Here is an 18274-nt window from a genome sequence, read left to right as displayed (position 1 = left end):
GCGGTCCTGTACCAGATAAGTGTCTCTACTCTGTGCCCGTATCAGGCCCAGAAGTTCCCAATATAACGTTCACTGCAATCAGATGGAACGATTGGCGCACCCCGTTCTCAAATACTGGCTAAATGCCCCTGCCATAAATGGCAAAGCTGGTTAGACTTCGCTGTCAGACCCGCCAGTGGGACACTGCAGCAGGATCTTGCAGGTGCCGGCACCCTCGGTATTCAACGGTTAATTCGCTCGGGCGTTATCAGATGATTCAAGCAGCTTCTATGGACCAGCAGAGCTTTCGCAAGCTGTTAAGCCGCAACGTCGGCTTGCCACTTGGCGTGGGCCTGCTTGGCGCCGTGGCGTTTGTCGCGGTAATCAGCTACCTGCTCTCGGCCATGCAATGGGTCGAACACACCGACCGCGTGATTGGCAATGCCAACGAAACGCTGAAACTTTCGATCGACATGGAAACCGGCATGCGCGGGTTTCTGATCACCGGTGACGAGCGGTTCCTGGACCCTTACGAGGTGGCCAAGCCGCGTATATTCGCAAGCCTGGACAGCTTGCGCGAGCTGGTGGCAGACAACCCGGCGCAGGTCGACCGGATTGATCGGCTGAGCGCGCTGCAGCATGCCTGGAACGATTTTGGCCAGGAGATGATCACCCTGCGCCGAACTCAGGGCGGATTCCAGCAGGCGATCGCCAACGGCCGCGGCAAGCGTATCACCGACGAGGTACGCAAAGAGTTTGACGACTTCATCGGCAACGAACAGCAACTGCGCCAGGTCCGTAACCAGACCGTCAACACGGTTACCGTCACGGCGATTACCACCTTCGTACTGTTTATCGTCGCGCTCAGCGGCCTGCTGGCGTATCTGGGACGCCGCGATTTGCTGGCGTTGTCGGACAGCTACGTAGGTAACATGCAGGCGCAGCAGCGCGCCAATGAACGCCTTGAACACAATGCCTGGCTGCGTAATGGCCAGACCCAGCTGGCCGAGCAAGTGCTGGGGCAGTTGACCCTGCCGATGCTGGGCGACAACATCCTGCAGTTTTTTGCGACGTACCTGGGCAGTGTGGTTGGCGCGTTGTATGTGCGTAACGAGCACGGCAGTCTGGTCCGTGTCGCCAGTTACGGCCTGAGTGCCGAGGAGCAACTGCGTACGCAGGCGCTGGGCGTCGACGAGGGCTTGGTGTCGGAAGCGGTGCGCCAGTCGCGCGTGGTGCGCCTCGATCAGCTGCCGGAAGATTACTTCCGCCTCAGCTCGGGTCTGGGCAGCGGCTTGCCGCGCAGCGCACTGTTGATGCCGACTCGCGACAATGGCCAGATCAATGGCGTCGTCGAACTTGGCTTCCTGCGCCCGCTGAGCGAGCGTGACCAGGAGATCGTCGAGCGCGTTGCCGAAAACCTCGGCATGTCGATCGAGAGCGCCCGCTACCGTCAGCGTCTGCAAGAGGTGCTGGCCGAAACCCAGCAGCTCAACGAAGAACTGCAGGTGCAACAGGAAGAGCTCAAGACTGCCAACGAGGAGCTGGAAGAACAGTCCCGCGTGCTGAAGGAATCGCAAGCGCATCTTGAGACGCAGCAGGCCGAGCTTGAGCAGACCAACGAGAGCTTGTCCGAGCGCACCGAGGCACTCGATCGCAAGAACAGCGAGCTCAATGAAGCCCAGCAAGAGCTGCAGGCCCGCGCCGAAGACTTGCAGCGCTCGAGCAAGTACAAATCAGAATTCCTCGCCAACATGTCCCACGAGCTGCGCACGCCGCTGAACAGCTCGCTGATCCTGGCCAAGCTGCTCGCCGAAAACGACGAGGGTAACCTCACCGCCGAACAGGTCAAGTTCGCCGATTCGATCTATTCGGCTGGCAACGATCTGCTCAACCTGATCAATGACATTCTCGACATCGCCAAGGTCGAGGCGGGCAAGCTTGAAGTGCGCCCCGAGACGACCCAGGTCGAGCGCCTGGTCGAAGGCCTGCGCAGCATGTTCGTGCCGCTGGCCAAAGACAAAGGCCTGGACTTCCAGGTCGTGCTCGAGCACCCGCTGCCGGCGACGCTGTTCACCGACCGCCAGCGCCTGGAGCAGATCCTCAAGAACCTGCTTTCGAATGCGATCAAGTTCACCGAGCGTGGCCAGGTCAGCATGACCATCAGCAAGCAGGCGGGCGTCGGCCTGGTGTTTGCCGTGCGCGACAGTGGTATCGGCATTGCGCCGGATCAACAGCAGGCGATTTTCGGCGCCTTCCATCAGGTCGACGGCACCAGCAATCGCCGTTACGGTGGCACCGGGCTGGGCCTGTCGATTTCGCGCGACCTGGCCCATCTGCTCGGTGGCCAGATCAGCCTCGACAGCAGCCCCGGCCAAGGCAGCGTGTTCAGCCTGATCATGCCCGAGCGCTATGAGTCGGATGAGCCGGTCGAGGTGCAGACCCTGCGCCCAGCTGTCGATCAGTTGCCGGCTGCGCCGCAGGTGCCAGCAGCAGTACCGCTGCCGCGCCACGCGTTTGCCGATGACCGCGAGCTGGCGCCGTTCAGCAAGCGCTGCATTCTGGTGATCGAGGACGAGCCGAACTTCGCCCGTATTCTCTTCGACCTGGCCCATGAGCTGGGTTACAACTGCCTGGCCGCGCAGAGCGCCGACGAGGGCTTCCGGCTGGCGGCGCAGTACCTGCCGGATGCGGTCCTGCTCGATATGCGCCTGCCTGACCATTCCGGCCTGACCGTGCTGCAGAGGCTCAAGGAGCAGGCCAGCACGCGCCATATTCCTGTGCATATCATCTCGGTCGAAGACCGTGTCGAAGCGGCCATGCACATGGGCGCGGTCGGTTACGCGGTCAAGCCGACCAGTCGCGAAGAGCTCAAAGAGGTGTTCGGCCTGCTCGAAGCCAAGCTGACCCAGAAGCTCAAACGCATCCTGCTGGTTGAAGACGACGACCTGCAGCGCGAGAGCATTGCCCGCCTGATCGGGGACGACGACATCGAAATCACGGCGGTGGCGTTGGCTCAGGATGCACTCGAGCTGCTGCGCGAGAACATCTATGACTGTATGATCATCGACCTTAAGCTGCCCGACATGCTCGGCAACGAGCTGCTCAAGCGAATGACGGCTGAAGATATTCGCGCGTTCCCGCCGGTCATCGTCTATACCGGGCGCAACCTCACCCGCGAAGAAGAAACCGAGCTGCTCAAGTACTCGCGCTCGATCATCATCAAGGGCGCGCGCTCGCCGGAGCGTCTGCTCGATGAAGTGACGTTGTTCCTGCACAAGGTCGAGGCGCAGTTATCCAACGAGCGTCAGCGCATGCTGAAGACGGCGCGCAGCCGTGACAAAGTGTTCGAGGGCCGCAAGATCCTTCTGGTCGACGACGACGTGCGCAACATCTTCGCCCTGACCAGCGCCCTGGAACACAAGGGCGCCATCGTCGAGATCGGCCGCAACGGACGCGAAGCGCTGGAGCAGCTGGAGCTTCACGACGACATCGACCTGGTGCTGATGGACGTGATGATGCCGGAAATGGACGGCTACGAGGCTACTCGCTTGATTCGCCAGCAAGCGCGCTGGCGCAAACTGCCGATCATTGCCGTGACCGCCAAGGCGATGAAAGACGACCAGCAGCGCTGTCTGCAGGCTGGGGCCAATGATTATCTGGCCAAACCGATTGATCTGGACCGGCTGTTCTCACTCATCCGCGTCTGGCTGCCGCAACTGGAGCGAATTTGACTAGCGAGCGCAACACCGACATCGAGATCCGATTGCTGATCGAGGCGATCTATCTCAAGTACAGCTACGACTTCCGCGATTACTCCGGGGCGTCGATCAAGCGCCGGATCCTGCACGCGCTGCGTCAGTTCGACTGCCGTACGGTGTCGGCGCTGCAGGAGCGGGTGCTGCATGACCCGGGCATGTTCATGCAGTTGCTGCAGTACCTGACGATCCCGGTCAGCGAGATGTTTCGCGACCCTGGGCATTTTCTTGCACTGCGCGAAGAAGTTGTGCCGTTGTTGCGCACCTGGCCGTCGCTGAAGATCTGGATCGCTGGTTGCAGCACCGGTGAAGAGGTGTACTCGATGGCCATCCTCCTGCGCGAGGAAGGCCTGCTCGAGCGCACCATCATCTACGCCACCGATATCAACCCGAATTCGCTGGAGAAAGCCAAGCAGGGCATCTATTCGATGCAGAACATGCAGGGCTATGAAGAAAACTACCGCAAGGCCGGTGGCCGCCGGGACTTCAGCGAGTACTACACCAGCGCCTACGGCAACGCGATCATGGACAGCAGCCTGCGGGACAACGTGACCTTTGCCGACCACAGCCTGGCCACCGACAGTGTGTTCTCGGAAACCCAGTTGGTGTCGTGCCGCAATGTGCTGATCTACTTCAACAAGAGTTTGCAGGACCGCGCCTTTGGGCTGTTCCACGAGTCGCTGTGCCACCGCGGCTTTCTGGTGCTGGGCAGCAAGGAGTCGGTGGATTTTTCTGCTTACAGCGAGCAGTTCGAGCCCTTGGTCAAACCTGAACGGATCTTCCGTAAATCATGACGGGCGTCGATGCGGTAGTGATCGGCGCTTCGGCGGGTGGCGTCGCAGCCCTGTTCACCGTACTCGGCAGCCTGCCGCAGGGCTTCGCCGTGCCGGTGCTGTGCGTGCTGCACCTGCCGGATGACCGCCACAGCCAGCTTGCCGAAGTGTTGCAGCGCAAGGTGCAGCGACCCGTGCGGGAGGCGCGTGACAAGGCGTTGATCGAGCCTGGGCTTATCTACGTGGCCGGGCCGGCCTATCATTTGTCGGTCGAGCAGGATTTCAGCCTGTCGCTGAGCCAGGAAGAGCCGGTGCATTTCTCTCGCCCGGCGATTGATTTTCTGTTTACCTCGGCAGCCGATGCCTATCGCCAGCGGCTGCTTGGTGTGCTCCTGACCGGTGCCAATGAAGACGGCGCGCGCGGGCTCGCCTACATCAAACAATGCGGAGGCCGGACAGTGGTCCAGGACCCGCAGGACGCACAAGTCGCGCTGATGCCGGAGGCCGCCTTGGCCCTGCACAGCCCTGACTACATCCTTACTCTGAGCGGCATCGGGCAATTGCTCGGCAGCCTGGAAACCAGCGCATGTTAAGCCAGATTACCGCCAAACTGCTGATCGTCGACGATCTGCCAGAGAACCTGCTGGCCCTCGCCGCGCTGATCCATGGCGAAGACCGCGAAGTGCACCAGGCGCAGTCTGCCGAAGACGCGTTGGGACTGTTGCTTGAACACGAATTTGCCTTGGCCATTCTGGACGTGCAGATGCCCGGCATGAACGGTTTCGAGCTGGCGGAGTTGATGCGCGGCACGGAAAAAACCAAGCACATCCCGATCGTCTTCGTCAGCGCCGCCGGGCGCGAGATGAACTACGCGTTCAAGGGCTACGAAAGTGGCGCAGTCGACTTTTTGCACAAACCCCTCGACACCATGGCGGTGAAGAGCAAGGTGTCGGTGTTTGTCGATCTGTACCGCCAGCGCAAGGTGCTCGACCGCCAGCTGCAGGACCTGGAGCGCAGCCGTCAGGAGCAGGAAGTGTTGCTCGGTCAGTTACAGGTGGCGCGGGGCGAGCTGGAGCGCGCGGTGCGCATGCGCGACGACTTCATGTCGATCGTGTCCCATGAAGTGCGCACGCCGCTGAACGGGCTGATTCTGGAAACCCAGCTGCGCAAGATGCACCTGGCGCGAGGCAACCTGGCTGCATTCAGCGAAGACAAGCTACAGGCCATGGTCGAGCGCGACGAGCGGCAGATCAACAGCCTGATCAGGCTGATCGAGGACATGCTCGACGTATCGCGCATCCGCACCGGTAAATTGTCGCTGCGGCCGCGTCAGTTCGACCTGGCGCAGCTGGTCAGCGGCCTGGTGGAGAACTTCGAAGCGCAGGCGCTGGCCTCCAACACCCACATCGAGCTGCAATGCTGCGATACAGTTGAAGGTGAGTGGGATGAGTTTCGGATTGAACAAGTGGTAGCCAACCTGTTGTCCAATGCATTGCGTTACGGTCAACGGCAACCGGTGCAGGTACGGGTGTTCGAGCAGGCCGGGATGGCCTGGGTGCAGGTGCAGGACCACGGTATCGGCGTCAGCGCCGCCAACCAGCAGCGGATCTTCCAGCAGTTCGAGCGTGTTGCAGCAGAGCAGGCCATCGGAGGCCTGGGCTTGGGTCTGTATATCTCCGAGCAGATTGTCAGGGCCCATGGTGGGCAGATCCAGATCGACAGCGAGGTAGGCCAAGGCGCGACATTCAGCGTGCTGCTGCCACTGACGGCGCTGTCACAACAAACCGACCAGGCGCAGGCAACCTCTGCTTAAGCCCGGGGTCAGATGGCCAACTTGCTGAATTCCAAGGCGTTGTCATGAGCGAAGATGCACAAGATGTTGTACTGGTAGTCGAGGATGAACCGGCCATTCGGATGATCTTGCGCGACTATCTTTCAGGTGAGGGCTACCACGTGCTGGTTGCCGAAGACGGCCAGCAGGCGTTCGAGATTCTCGCGCGCAAGCCTCATCTGGACCTGATCGTCACCGATTACCGGTTGCCGGGTGGGATCTCCGGGGTACAGATCGCCGAGCCAGCGGTCAAGCTGCGGCCTGATCTGAAGGTGATTTTCATCAGCGGCTATCCAGCCGAGATCCTCGAATCCGGCAGCCCGATTGCGCGCAAGGCGCCGATCCTGGCCAAGCCGTTCGACCTGGATACGCTGCGTGACAAGATCCAGGATCTGTTGCAATGACAGGTTGCTGGCTGATCTGAGCACGGGTATCGATTTGCCCGCTCTCGGATCAGCAACGGCGGTGGTTGCGGCTCGGTGACAACGGCTATGCTAGGCACATGACAGCCAGCCAGCCGATACGTCAACCTTGCCCGCCCGGTGCCTGCGACTGCGGGCGCGATGACTTGCAAGCCGCATCGCCTGCAGCGCAGCGTATCCTGCGCCTGACCCGCCACGAAGAAAAACGTCTGCTCGAACGCCTGGAAAACCTCAAGGGCCTTGAAGATCTGCACCGTTTGCAGCAGCTGATGCATGATCAGCTTGGCATCCGCGTGCACATTGCTCCCAGTTTCAACGAAGTGCGCACCATGCGCGGTATCCTCATCGAACTGGCCGAGCAGCCCGGTCTGTGCCGCAAGACCCGCCAGGCCATCCCCGCAGCCATCCGCCGGGGGCTGGAGCGCAATCCGGAAGTTGCTTTCCGCCTGCTCGATGCGCACGACCTGTTGCGCGACGCCTGAGTCAGCGCATCGCCGCCAGTTTGATCCCGAAGCCAATCAGGCAAGCACCCGCCAGGCGCTCGAGCACATTCGACAGTTTGGGGCTGGCGCGCATGCGTTCGGCCAGGTGATGGGTCAGCAGCACGGCCACCAGCCCGTAAAGCAATGTCAGCGCGGCGATGGTTACCGCCATGAAGGCGAAAGTGACCATGCCCTGGTGCCGAACCGGGTCAATGAACAGCGGAAAGAACGCCATGTAAAACATGATCGCCTTGGGGTTGAGCAGGGTGATCATCATCGTCTGGCGCAGGTAATGGCCGCTGTCCATGCGGCTGACGCGCGGTGCGCCGCCGGCCTTGCTGAGCAGCATGCGCAGTCCCAGATAGGCGAGATAGGCCGCGCCGGCCCACTGCACCACATGGAACGCCGCAGGGTAGGCCGCCAGCAGCGTGGCAACCCCAGCCACCGCCAGCCACATCAATACCTGATCGCCGAGAATCACCCCGCACGTGGCAGCCAGGCCACCTTTGATGCCCGCCTTGCCGGTAGCGGTGATCAGCGCGAAGTTGCCAGGACCGGGGATGGCCAGCAGGATCAGAAAGGCGATGACGAAGGCGCCGTAGTCGGTCACACCGAGCATTGCTGTTCTCCTTGAGCGCTGGGCAGATGTAACTGGATGTATGACAGCATTGGCGGCGCTTGCAAAGACCACGGGTGACTAATTTTGCCCGGGGCTTTTACGTTCTCTTGAAGTCAGTGCCGTTGAGACGGCCGCAACCATCGCCCCGCGCCGACCGTGCTGGGGCGGGCAACTTCCAAGGAGACAGGCAATGACTTCCGTTTTCGACCGTGACGATATCGTTTTTCAGGTGGTGCTCAACCATGAGGAGCAGTACTCGATCTGGCCTGAATACAAAGCGATCCCGGCGGGCTGGCGCGCAGCGGGCAAAAGCGGCCTGAAGCAGGAATGCCTGGCCTACATCGATGAGGTCTGGACCGACATGCGACCGCTGAGCCTGCGCCAGAAGATGGCAGCAGCGGCGGCGCAGTGAGCGTCTGCCGGTGAGCGTAGTCAACCTGTTGTGCCTTCCCTACTCAGGCGCCAGTGCAATGGTCTATAGCCGCTGGCGGCGCAAGCTGCCTGCCTGGCTGCAGGTGCGTCCAGTGGAGTTGCCAGGTCGCGGTGCGCGCATGGGCGAGGCGTTGCACACCGACCTGCTGGGCCTGGCCAGGCAACTGGCCGCTGAGCAACGGTTGGCAGCCAACGCGCCTTACGCGCTGCTTGGGCATAGCCTTGGCGCACTGCTGGCGTTTGAGTTGGCCCACGAGCTGCAGGCGCTGGGTTGCCCGCCGCCGTTGGCGTTGTTTGCCTGCGGTACCGCCGCGCCCACTCGGCGCGAGGACTACGACGGCAACCGCTGGCGCGAGCCACGCAGCGACGCCGAGTTGATCGCCGAGCTGCGCAGTCTGCAAGGTACGCCTGAGGAGGTGTTGAACAATCAGGAGCTGATGAGCCTGACCTTGCCGATCCTGCGCGCTGACTTTCTCCTGTGTGGCCGCTATGCCTATCGGCAGCGGCCATTACTGCGCTGCCCGTTGCGGGTGCTCGGTGGCGAGACGGATCGCGCCAGCCCCGATCAGTTGCAGGCCTGGAGCCGAGAAACGCTTGGGGAGTTTTCTCTGCAGCACTTCCCGGGTGGGCACTTCTTCATTCATGAGCACGAAGACCGCGTGCTGAGCGTGCTGACCGAGGTCCTCGAGCCGCTGCGCCTGACTGCCTGATTGACGTCCTCCCTTGCTTGCGAGAGGCTTGAGTTTTCCTCTGCAAGGGATGGGCAATGTTGATTGATCCGCTCAAGGCCACGCTGCTGGTCGTCGATATCCAGGAAAAACTGATTGGCGCCATGAGCGACCCGGCCGGTACCCGGGCGCGAGCGCGCTGGTTGCTCGCGGCAACTGCCGAGCTGCAGCTGCCAACGGTAATCTCCGAACAATACCCGCAAGGCCTCGGGTCAACCCTGACCGAGCTCACGGCGGCGGCTCCGGCCGCGCAGGTGGTCAGCAAGCAGCACTTTTCCTGCGTGGCCGCGCAGTGTCTGCCGGCCAGCTTGCTCGAGCGCGAGCAGGTGATCGTGTGCGGCATGGAGACCCACGTGTGCGTACTGCAAACCGTGCTTGGCCTGCTCGGTTTGGGCAAGCAGGTCTTTGTCGTCGAGGATGCCTGCGACAGCCGTACCGTGGCGAATAAAGCAGCAGCGCTGGCGCGCATGCGTGCCGCCGGTGCGCAGATCGTCACCCGCGAGATGGTCGTGTTCGAGCTAATGGGCAGCGCTGCCCATCCGCAGTTCCGCCATATCAGCAAAGCCTACATGGTCGGAGAACAACCCTGAACCGCCGTCTGGCCGGGGCCGGCGTGGTGATTCTGGCCCTGCTGCAAGGGTGTGCCGGTCAGCGCGAGAGTGCTCCCGAAGCAGACCCGGCCAAGGTTCGCGCGCAACTGCTGCGGCTGCTGCCCGCCCAACTCAACGACCGTCAGGGCTGGGCCGAAGACATCCAGACGGCGTTTACAGCTCAGCAACTTGATCCGAGCAAGAGCAACCTGTGCGCGGTATTGGCCGTGACCGAGCAGGAATCAACCTTTACTGCCGACCCGCAGGTGCCCAACCTGGGCCGCATCGCCCGCGCCGAGATCGACCGCCGGGCCGGCCGGCTGCATATCCCCAAGCTGCTGGTGGACGCTGCGTTGCTGACGCCCTCCGGCAACGGCAAGTCGTATCAGCAGCGGCTGGCGGCGGTGCGCAGCGAGAAGCAGCTCAGCGCGCTGTACGACGAGGTCATCGAACGTTTGCCGTTGGGCAAGACGCTGCTCGGCGGGCTTAACCCGGTGCACACCGGTGGGCCGATGCAAGTCAGTATCGACTTTGCCCAGCGTCATGCCAGCAATTACCCCTACAGCTATCAGGGTGCCATTCGCCAGGAGGTGTTCAGCCGACGCGGCGGCATGTACTTCGGCATCGCCCACCTGTTGGGGTATCCGGCGCATTACCCGCGCCAGCTGTACCGTTTTGGCGACTTCAATGCCGGTTGGTACGCCAGCCGCAATGCGGCGTTTCAGGCGGCGCTGAGTCGCGCCAGTGGCGTCAGCCTGGCGCTCGATGGTGACCTAATTGCACCGGGCTCGATCATGCCCGGCGCTACCGAGCAGGCAGCACGCAAGCTGGGGGTGAAGCTGGGCTTGCGCAACACGCAAATACGCAGCCAGCTGGAGGAGGGCGACAGCCTTGCGTTCGAGGAGAGCGAGTTGTATCGCGAGGTATTTGCTCTGGCAGATGCCAAAGCCGGCAAGTCGCTGCCGCGCGCGGTGTTGCCAGGGATCGAGCTGAAGAGCCCGAAGATCACCCGCAAGCTGACCACGGCGTGGTTCGCAGGTCGAGTAGATGAGCGTTATCAGCGCTGTATGAAGCGCTGATGGATGAGCATTTCAGGGGCTGTTGACAGCCCCTGAAACCAGGTCTAGCCGAGCAGAGCGGCGATGACCTGTTCGACACTGGCTTTGAGCCCGGCAACGCTGTCTTGTGGATCACTTTCAACTATGACCAGTTTTGCTCCGGCTGCCTTGATAACCTCGGCGATTTCGGCAGCGGGTTGGCGATGGTGAACCACCAAGGCCACGTCCTGCCCTTTGAGCGTGTCGGCCAAGGCCTTGAGCGCCGCCGCATCCCACTTGTCATCCGCCGGCAGCGGCTGATCGACCACATCCAGATTGAGCCCGCTGACCAGGTAACCGAGGCGCTCGGACAGGTTCACCACACTGAGGTTGTCGGCCTCGGCCAGGCGTGTCTGGCTGCTGGCGTTGAGTTCCAGCATCTGCCGTTTCAGGCCTGCAAGATTGGCCTGGATCCTGGCCTTGTCGTTCGGCGACAAACGCTCGAGATCGTTGGCCACGACGTCGGCCATGCGCCCCATGTTGGTGGGGTTGAGCCATGGATAGCCGGCAAACGCGTTGTCTCCCTGTACCGCAATGCCTGGCAGCGCGCCGTCTACCGGGCGTGCGGCATCGATCTCGACGATGCGGATGTTGCTGCGTCGGGCCATTGGGTAGAGCGGGTCATCGCGCCAGATCGAACGCAGGCCAATGGCGGCGTCGGCCGTCTGCGCGGCCTTGTCCAGGCTGGCGCCACCGCGGCCACTGAAGTACGACGGCTGGCGGGTCGCTGGCAGGTTCCCCGGCGCCGCGCTGTTGAGCTGTACCGACGTGCCTTCGAGCAGCGCGGTGGCCAGGCTATGGGTGACCGGCAGGCTGGTCAGCACGGTAACCGTTGCCGGTTTGGCCGCCAGCGTCAGCGCGGGCAGGCCCGCCAGGGCCAAGGCCAGAGTCAGTTGCTTGAGGGTAGAAGTCATGCCGGGTTTCCTTGCAGGCGTGGTACCAGAGCGCGGGCGAGGGCGGCAAGGGCGAAGCAGACGCCGGCCACCAGAATGATCGCCGCACCAGACGGCACCGGCAGGTCGAAGACGATCGGCAGCAGAATGCCGCACAGCGTGCTCACCGTAGCGATCAGCACCGAGATGAAGAAAAAGCCTTTCAGCGACTGGCTGACCAAGCGTGCTGCCGCTGCCGGGATCACCAGCAGGGCGCCGACCAGAATCGCGCCGATGACCTTGACCGAAGCCACGGTCACCAACGTCACCAGCACGACGAACAGATAGTCCAGGGTCTTCACCGCTACACCGCGGACTGCCGCCAGCTGCGGATTGAAACTGGCCAGCATGATCCGGTTGTACAGCGGCAACGCCAGGGCCAGCACCAGCACTGCGACGATGCCCAGCACCAGCAGGTCCTGAGCACTGACCGTCAGCACCGAGCCGAACAAGACGTTCTCGAGGATGTGCACGTTGATCTTGCCCGCGAGCATCAGCAGCAGACTTGCGCCCAGTGCCAGCGACACCGACAGGAACACCCCGATCAAGGTGTCCGGCGACAGCCCGGTGCGGTTGCGCAGGAAATTGAGCAGGATGCCGAACAGCAGGCAGTAGCCGAACAGGCTGCCGTACGGCCCGGTGTAGGGCTCGCCGAGCAGGATGCCGATGGCAACCCCGGTCAGCGCGGCATGGCCGACCGCTTCGGAGAAGAAGGCGAAGCGTTTGACCACGACCAGGGTGCCGAGGCCACCCAGCACCGGCCCGATCATCACCCCGGCAATCAGCGCGTTGATGACGAAGCCGTAGGCCAGCGCCTCCGGCAGATAGCCAGCGCTGGCCCATTCCTGGATCAGTTGGCGGAAGGCTTCAAAGCTCATCGGGCGAGGCTCTCGCTGCGAGGGTGGACGGAGAACAGACCAAGCAGCCGCTCGGGGGTCAGGGCTTGGGCCGGTGGCGCATCGAACAGTACTTTGCGGCTGAGGCCGGTCACTCGGTCGGCCAAGCGCAGCACCGCTTCCAGGTCATGCTCGATCCACAGCACAGTGGTGCCGCTCTGGCGCCAGCTGTGCAGCAGTTGCTCGAACACCTGGATACCGGCTTCATCGAGGGCCGACATGGGTTCGTCAAGCACCAGCAGTTGCGGCTCGGGGATCAGCCCTTGGGCCAGCAGCACGCGCTGGCGCTCGCCACCAGACAGCGCGCCCATGCGCCGCTTGCGCTTGTCGAGCATGCCCACCCGGGCCAGTGCTGCATCGATGGCAGGTTGGACCCGGCGCGACAGGCCGAGAAAGGCCGGTCGACGCTGGCACATGGCAGCCATGAAGTCGTCGACAGTCATAGGTAGGCCACGATCGAACTCCAGCGCTTGTGGCACATAGCCGATCACTTCGCGCTCGCCCGGCCAGTGCAAGGTAAGCTGACCCTGATGCGGCATCTGCCCGAGCAGGGTCTTGATCAGCGAGCTCTTGCCGCCGCCGTTGGGGCCGACGATGGCATGCACGCTGCCGGCTGCCACGCTGAAACTGACCTGTTCCAGAATCGAAGTCCGCCCGAGAGTCAGGTCGATGCCGGCGAACTCGATGCGCGGGCCCATGGCCACGCTGAGGTTGGCGGCCGCAGTCATGCGTTGTTCTCCTGAATCGCTCGGACCACGGTATCGAGGTTGCGCTGCATCTCGACTTCGTACTTCTCCTTGGTGTATTCGCCGTAGGAGATGTGCGTCAGCGGGTAGATGCGCACGCCAGACTCACGCTGGATGGTTTCGACGTAGGCCGAAGGGAAGTCCATCTCCGAGAAGATCACTTTGACGTCGAGTGCCTTTAGCTGGTCGATGGTCTTTTTCAGCTGCGCCGGGCTTGGCTCGATGCCGTGAGCTGGCTCGACCACGGCGGTGACCTCCAGGCCGAAGTCGCGCACCAGATAGTCGTAGGCGGCATGAATGGTCGCTACGCGAAAATCCGCGTGGGGCGCTTCGGTGACCTTGGCCAGGGCGTCGGCGCGCAGCTTGCGCAGGCGCTTGGCATAGGCACGGGCGTTTTGGGTATAGAACTTGGCGTTGTCCGGGTCGAGCTTGCCCAGCTCGCGGGCGATATTGTTGACCTGGGCGATGGTGGTGCTGATCGACAGGAAGGTGTGCGGGTTGACCACCTTGCCTGCACCACGGGCGGCAATCCCGGTCGCTGCCAGCAGCGGCACGTTGGCATTGGCCTCGATGGTTTTGACATCAGGGGTTTCGCTGGCGGCGATCATGCGGTCGGCGAAGTCATCATGGCCGACGCCGTTGAGCACGATCACATCCAGGCCGCCAATGCGTTTGATGTCTTCGGCGCGCGGCTCGTAGGCGTGCGGGTTGAAACCGGCAGGAATCAACGGCACCACTTCGGCCTTGTCGCCGACGATGTTGCTCACGTAGCTGTAATAAGGATGCAGGGTGATGCCGATGCGCAGTGGCTTGCCGGCCTCGGCATGGGCCAGGGCCGGGAGGGCGCAGGCCATGAGCAGGGCGAGGGCGCGGCGGGCGAGGGCGGAGCGAAGCATGGAGGAGTCCTTGGATTCAGTGACGGTGTTGACGGGTAACCCCGGCGTCGTAATGGCTGACCACTTGCTGCCAGCCAGCGGCGATCAGGGCCACCGGCTGCAGGTCGTCCGGGACCACGGCTGCGGTGTCGCGGCGCAGCCAGACATCGGCCCGTTCATCCACCTGCGCGGGCACGATCAGCAGGAAGCTGCCGGCCACCGCGCTGTCCTGGCTGCGTCCCAGGTAGGCGCCGGCAGCCAGCCACTGCCATTGATGGCCACCGCGGCTGACGCTGCTGGCATCGCTGACAAACGGCGGCAGGCCTTCCTCGGCGAGGCTGGCCACTTCAGGCATGGAACCGGTCTCTTCGCGTAACTGGCGGATCTCGTCGAACGCCACCAACAGGTCTGTGAATACCCCTTGTTCGGCCGCTGTCAGGTCGCGACGGGCGTCGATCTGGTGGCTCTCGATGCTGACTTCATCCTCACGCTCGCCGCGCAGCGTTACCACCGTGGCGGCCAGCGCCAGGATCAGCAGGGCTGTCAGCAGTACATATAGCGTCTCGTGCCCGGCACCGGCCGGGCGGATCACCTGGGCGCGGCTCATGGCTCGCCTATATCGGCATGGTCGATTTCAACGACGTGCCCGGGGCCGGCGTCGAACAGCACGTAGAATTCACCGTCGGGGCGCTTGAAGGTCAGCGTCGAGTCGTCTCCCAGCTTGCTGCCGACCAGCACCTGCTCGTCGTAGCCGATCACGTCCAGGGTCACGCCGGGTGCGCCGCTGCCATCGGAGAAGCCACCGGTGCATTTGATCTGCTCGGCATCAACCGGTGCGCACTCGCACATCGGATTGTGCGCCAGGGCAGGGCCCGCGCAGAGCAGCAGAATTGGCAGGGCCAGCCTGCGAGTCAGGTGTTTCATTTGGTGCCTCCTTGTTTCTCGAGCCAGGCCACGGTTGCCGGTGAGGCCTGGGCCAGGGGGACGGATGCCTGGTGCATGCTGCCGTCCCAGCCTTCGATAGTGATCCAGACCTGTGCGTCAGACCGTGTGCGCGGCGGTACCGGCAGCGAAGTGATCATGCGGTACGGTGCCCCGAAGAAAATCGTCCCCGCAGCGCGCAGGCTGCGCGGCTTGCCGATACGCAGGTAGACCGCTTTAACCTCCGTGGTGCAGGCTTTGCACAGGGCTGCGTTGAACAGTTTGAAATGACCCGCCGGGCCATCCGCCCTGGGCGCTTCGTCGCGCAGCTCGGCCAGGTCGAGCGTGTACGGGCCTACCTGAATGTCGCTGACCTGATTGGCGCCCAAACCACTGTCGCCGCGGAACATGGCCGCGTCGGCGAAGTACTTGGGCATGAACCCCAGCGGGATCAGGATCAGCAGGATGTTGATGTGGAATCGCCACTTCAGCCAGAACTGCTTGAGCGGGCTCACCGGTACTGCTTGCGCCTTGCTCATGGCTGCGCCTCCACTGAAGTTTCACTGCGTGCCAGTTGCGCACGCGCGACTCGATCGGTGCGCTTGAGCGCTGCGGCGGTGGCCTGGGCGGTGCGCTTGGTCCAGATCAACAGCCCGCTGAGTACCATCAGGGTCAATACCAAGCCGAAGAAGAACCAGATCAGCTTGATCGCCAGGCCGCCGAAGTCGCCGGTGTGCAGTGGACGCATCGACTCGGTGACGAACTCCAGCGCGGAGCGGTCTTCGAGCAGGAACTTGCTGTCGACATTGCTGGTGTAGGGGTTGACCGATGCGGTCTGGAACATCAGCGGGTACCAGCCGCGGCCACCCATTTCGACATGGCTGTAGGCCGTGCTGGGCAGGCTGATGAAGGTGATCTCAAGGCCGGGAATGGCCTCGGTGGCGATGCGCGCCGCTGCATCCAGGTCGATCCGCGGTGCCGGGCTGCCGTCGGCAGTCAGCGGCACGTCTTCGCGGGCAATCACCGGCACGATCGGCTCGCTGGAGATGGTTATATGGTTGTCACCGAGAATGGCCTGGATCAGGAACCAGATGCCGGTAATCGAAATGACCGTGATGAACCAGATCGACCAGACCCCCGCCAGCCGGTGTACGTCACCCCAGAAGATCCGCGAGCCGTGGCCGCTGCGCACCGGCTTGAAAAAGCCGCGCCAGAACTTTTTGTACACCACCAGGCCGGTCACCAGCGAGGCCAGCATCGGCAGGCCGAGCAGCGACACCAGGTACCAGCCCCAGCTGTAGCCATTGGTGAACGGCACCAGCCACCAGCCGTGCAGGGCACGGGTGAAGGCTTCGAAGTTGAAGTCCGGCGCCTTGCCCTGGATCACCCCGGTGTACGGGTTGACGTACAGGGTTGGCGTGGTGCCATCCGGGTTGGTGACGCTGGCGGCGAGGGCAAAGTGCGAACCCTCAGGCTGCACCAGCATGCGCACGGCCATGTCCGGCTCGGCCTTGTGCAGGGCGTCGATGATCTGCTGAAAGCTCAGCCGCTCGGCGCCGTCGCTGGGTTTGCTCGCGCGCACGTCAGAGTTGGCCAGCCAGACGATCTCCTGGCTGACTACGGCCAGCATGCCGGTGAAGCAGACGATCAGGACAAAGAACCAGATCGGCAGGGCGAGCCAGCTGTGGACGAGGAACCACAGCTTGGACTTGGACTTTTTCGTAGGTTGGGCCATCGGTCATCTTCTGAAAATAAGGGTCGAGCGCATGCTCAACCGTGTAAGGCTGCATTAATAAAGACGAATGAGAATGAAAATCCTGCCTTTTTAAATGCAACCAGATATTTCAGAAGGCGTCCTGTACCCTCAGGCGTTGCTCGCGGCGGCCATTACCGCCGGGCGGGCGCAGCGCTGGGCGAGGTCCTGATAGAGCGCCTGGCCGATTTCCGCGGCACGGGCGGGCAGCACCGACAGCAACGTATCGCTCAGGCCATGAGTGGTTTCGCAGAAGCCTTGCAGGTACACCGAGGCGTGCATGTCCGGGCTGGCCAGGACTCGATAGTTGCGATCGGCACTGAAGTCGTCCAGGTAGCCCTGCAGCGGCGCCAGCAGTTCTCGGTGCGAGCGGCGTTCGTAGCCGGTGGCGAGGATCACCGCGTCATAGCGGTGAGTCTGTTGCTGGCCGGTGGCGAGGTCGCGCAGGGTCAGTTCGATGCCATCGGCAGTGGCTACGACCGCATCCACGTTGCGCCGGCACAGTACGTTGTGGCGATACTGGTGGGAGACCTTCTGCCGGTAGAGGATGCCGTAGATGCGGTCGATCAGGTCGAGGTCGACCACAGAATAGTTGGTGTTGTGGTACTCGCCGATCAGCTTTCTGCGCAGTTCGGCAGGCTCGTTGTAGACGAGGTCGGTGTAGTCGGGGGCAAAGATCTCGTTGACGAAGGGACTGTCATCGGCAGGCTTGAGCGCAGTGGCACGCAGGATCATGTCGACCTTGACCGACGGGTAGCTGTCGTTGAGGTCGATAAAGGCCTCGGCCGCACTTTGCCCGGAACCGATCACCGCGATACGCATCGGCTTGCCTTCGGCGCAGGGTAGCTTGGCCAGGCCGCTGATGTAGCGGGAGTGGTGGAAGACGCGCTTGTCGTCCTTGAACCCGGCGAATTTCTCCGGGATTTTCGGCGTGCCGCCGCTACCAATTACTACCGAACGCGTGCGCCGGCTGTACTCACGGCCCTGACCGTCGCGCGAGACCAGCCGCAGGTGCTCGACCCGGCCAGCGTGCAGTTCTGGTTCGATGCGCAGTACTTCTTCGCCGTACACGGCCTGGTCGGCAAAATGCTCGGCGGCCCAGCGCAGGTAGTCGTTGTACTCCAACCGGCACGGGTAAAAGGTGCCGAGGTTGATGAAGTCGGCCAGGCGCTGCTTCTGGTGCAGGTAGTTGACGAAGCTGTACGGGCTGGTAGGGGTGCGCAGCGACACCAGGTCCTTGAGGAAGGAAATCTGCAACTCGCTCTGAGTGGCCAGCGTATCGCCGTGCCAGCGGTAGTCTTGCTGCTTGTCGATGAACAGGGCGTCCAGGGCATGGCCCTGGCTCTGGGCGAGTTCTTCGAGGGCGATGGCCAAGGCCAGGTTGGAAGGGCCGAAACCCACGCCGATCAAATCTTTGACTGTTTCTGGGGTCTGGCTCATGGC

Annotated in this window: 20 protein-coding genes; 10 read left to right on the top strand and 10 right to left on the bottom strand. The window is 62.7% G+C overall.

Annotation, left to right across the window (positions count from 1 at the left end):
* The first annotated feature begins 251 nt into the window (after positions 1-251).
* From AC58X1_RS05265 to AC58X1_RS05240, 6 genes are all read left to right on the top strand, one after another.
* Complete coding sequence (locus tag AC58X1_RS05265) at positions 252-3710, top strand: response regulator (RefSeq protein ID WP_101320311.1); 3459 nt, start codon at positions 252-254, stop codon at positions 3708-3710.
* Complete coding sequence (locus tag AC58X1_RS05260) at positions 3707-4528, top strand: CheR family methyltransferase (RefSeq protein ID WP_101320309.1); 822 nt, start codon at positions 3707-3709, stop codon at positions 4526-4528. The genes AC58X1_RS05265 and AC58X1_RS05260 overlap by 4 nt, the downstream gene beginning before the upstream one ends.
* Positions 4525-5100, top strand: a complete 576-nt coding sequence (locus AC58X1_RS05255) for a chemotaxis protein CheB (protein WP_150568939.1) — start codon at positions 4525-4527, stop codon at positions 5098-5100. The genes AC58X1_RS05260 and AC58X1_RS05255 overlap by 4 nt, the downstream gene beginning before the upstream one ends.
* Positions 5094-6320, top strand: a complete 1227-nt coding sequence (locus AC58X1_RS05250; RefSeq protein ID WP_181087348.1) for a hybrid sensor histidine kinase/response regulator — start codon at positions 5094-5096, stop codon at positions 6318-6320. The genes AC58X1_RS05255 and AC58X1_RS05250 overlap by 7 nt, the downstream gene beginning before the upstream one ends.
* 44 nt (positions 6321-6364) lie before the next feature.
* Positions 6365-6742 carry a response regulator gene (locus tag AC58X1_RS05245; protein ID WP_101320302.1) on the top strand — a complete coding sequence of 126 codons (378 nt, stop codon included), beginning with the start codon at positions 6365-6367 and terminating at the stop codon, positions 6740-6742.
* 98 nt (positions 6743-6840) lie between these two features.
* Positions 6841-7242, top strand: coding sequence for a hypothetical protein (locus AC58X1_RS05240; RefSeq protein ID WP_101320300.1), 402 nt, complete (start codon positions 6841-6843; stop codon positions 7240-7242).
* Position 7243: 1 nt separating this feature from the next.
* Here AC58X1_RS05240 and AC58X1_RS05235 read toward each other — a convergent pair whose 3' ends face one another.
* Complete coding sequence (locus AC58X1_RS05235) at positions 7244-7861, bottom strand: LysE family transporter (RefSeq protein ID WP_103437747.1); 618 nt, start codon at positions 7859-7861, stop codon at positions 7244-7246.
* 190 nt (positions 7862-8051) lie between these two features.
* Here AC58X1_RS05235 and AC58X1_RS05230 point away from each other — a divergent pair, with 190 nt between their 5' ends.
* The 4 genes from AC58X1_RS05230 to AC58X1_RS05215 are packed head-to-tail and all read left to right on the top strand — an operon-like array spanning position 8052 to position 10690.
* Positions 8052-8273 carry an MbtH family protein gene (locus AC58X1_RS05230; RefSeq protein WP_101320296.1) on the top strand — a complete coding sequence of 74 codons (222 nt, stop codon included), beginning with the start codon at positions 8052-8054 and terminating at the stop codon, positions 8271-8273.
* 10 nt (positions 8274-8283) lie between these two features.
* On the top strand, positions 8284-9003 hold the full coding sequence (locus AC58X1_RS05225) for a thioesterase II family protein (RefSeq protein WP_220633853.1): 720 nt from the start codon (positions 8284-8286) through the stop codon (positions 9001-9003).
* 56 nt (positions 9004-9059) lie between these two features.
* On the top strand, positions 9060-9611 hold the full coding sequence (locus tag AC58X1_RS05220; protein ID WP_497428461.1) for an isochorismatase family protein: 552 nt from the start codon (positions 9060-9062) through the stop codon (positions 9609-9611).
* Positions 9612-9634: 23 nt separating this feature from the next.
* Entirely contained in the window at positions 9635-10690 is a 1056-nt protein-coding gene (locus AC58X1_RS05215; protein ID WP_310794632.1) for a DUF1615 domain-containing protein, read from the top strand.
* A 44-nt stretch (positions 10691-10734) separates the two neighbouring features.
* Here the strand turns inward: AC58X1_RS05215 and AC58X1_RS05210 are convergent, their stop codons facing one another.
* The 9 genes from AC58X1_RS05210 to AC58X1_RS05170 all read right to left on the bottom strand — a co-directional run bounded on the left by AC58X1_RS05210 (position 10735) and on the right by AC58X1_RS05170 (position 18271).
* The gene (locus AC58X1_RS05210; RefSeq protein WP_497428460.1) at positions 10735-11622 is read right to left on the bottom strand and encodes a metal ABC transporter solute-binding protein, Zn/Mn family; all 888 of its coding nucleotides are present in this window, start codon (positions 11620-11622) and stop codon (positions 10735-10737) included.
* On the bottom strand, positions 11619-12518 hold the full coding sequence (locus AC58X1_RS05205) for a metal ABC transporter permease (RefSeq protein WP_101320288.1): 900 nt from the start codon (positions 12516-12518) through the stop codon (positions 11619-11621). The genes AC58X1_RS05210 and AC58X1_RS05205 overlap by 4 nt, the downstream gene beginning before the upstream one ends.
* The gene (locus AC58X1_RS05200) at positions 12515-13264 is read right to left on the bottom strand and encodes a metal ABC transporter ATP-binding protein (protein WP_181087343.1); all 750 of its coding nucleotides are present in this window, start codon (positions 13262-13264) and stop codon (positions 12515-12517) included. The genes AC58X1_RS05205 and AC58X1_RS05200 overlap by 4 nt, the downstream gene beginning before the upstream one ends.
* Positions 13261-14178, bottom strand: coding sequence for a metal ABC transporter substrate-binding protein (locus AC58X1_RS05195; protein ID WP_101320284.1), 918 nt, complete (start codon positions 14176-14178; stop codon positions 13261-13263). Before AC58X1_RS05195 ends, AC58X1_RS05200 begins: the two co-directional genes overlap by 4 nt.
* 16 nt (positions 14179-14194) lie before the next feature.
* Positions 14195-14764 carry a DUF6162 family protein gene (locus AC58X1_RS05190; RefSeq protein WP_497428459.1) on the bottom strand — a complete coding sequence of 190 codons (570 nt, stop codon included), beginning with the start codon at positions 14762-14764 and terminating at the stop codon, positions 14195-14197.
* On the bottom strand, positions 14761-15081 hold the full coding sequence (locus tag AC58X1_RS05185; protein WP_101320278.1) for a hypothetical protein: 321 nt from the start codon (positions 15079-15081) through the stop codon (positions 14761-14763). Before AC58X1_RS05185 ends, AC58X1_RS05190 begins: the two co-directional genes overlap by 4 nt.
* Entirely contained in the window at positions 15078-15617 is a 540-nt protein-coding gene (locus tag AC58X1_RS05180) for a PA2404 family protein (RefSeq protein WP_101320276.1), read from the bottom strand. The genes AC58X1_RS05185 and AC58X1_RS05180 overlap by 4 nt, the downstream gene beginning before the upstream one ends.
* Positions 15614-16813: a PepSY-associated TM helix domain-containing protein gene (locus tag AC58X1_RS05175; RefSeq protein WP_497428458.1), complete on the bottom strand. Its 1200-nt coding sequence runs from the start codon at positions 16811-16813 to the stop codon at positions 15614-15616. The genes AC58X1_RS05180 and AC58X1_RS05175 overlap by 4 nt, the downstream gene beginning before the upstream one ends.
* Before the next feature lie 129 nt (positions 16814-16942).
* Complete coding sequence (locus tag AC58X1_RS05170) at positions 16943-18271, bottom strand: lysine N(6)-hydroxylase/L-ornithine N(5)-oxygenase family protein (protein WP_497428457.1); 1329 nt, start codon at positions 18269-18271, stop codon at positions 16943-16945.
* Positions 18272-18274: the final 3 nt, after the last annotated feature.

It is taken from the genome of Pseudomonas sp. PGPR N4, assembly GCF_059693665.1.
The sequence above is the reverse complement of the archived record's forward strand: the minus strand, read 5'-3'. Positions and strand labels throughout refer to the sequence as shown.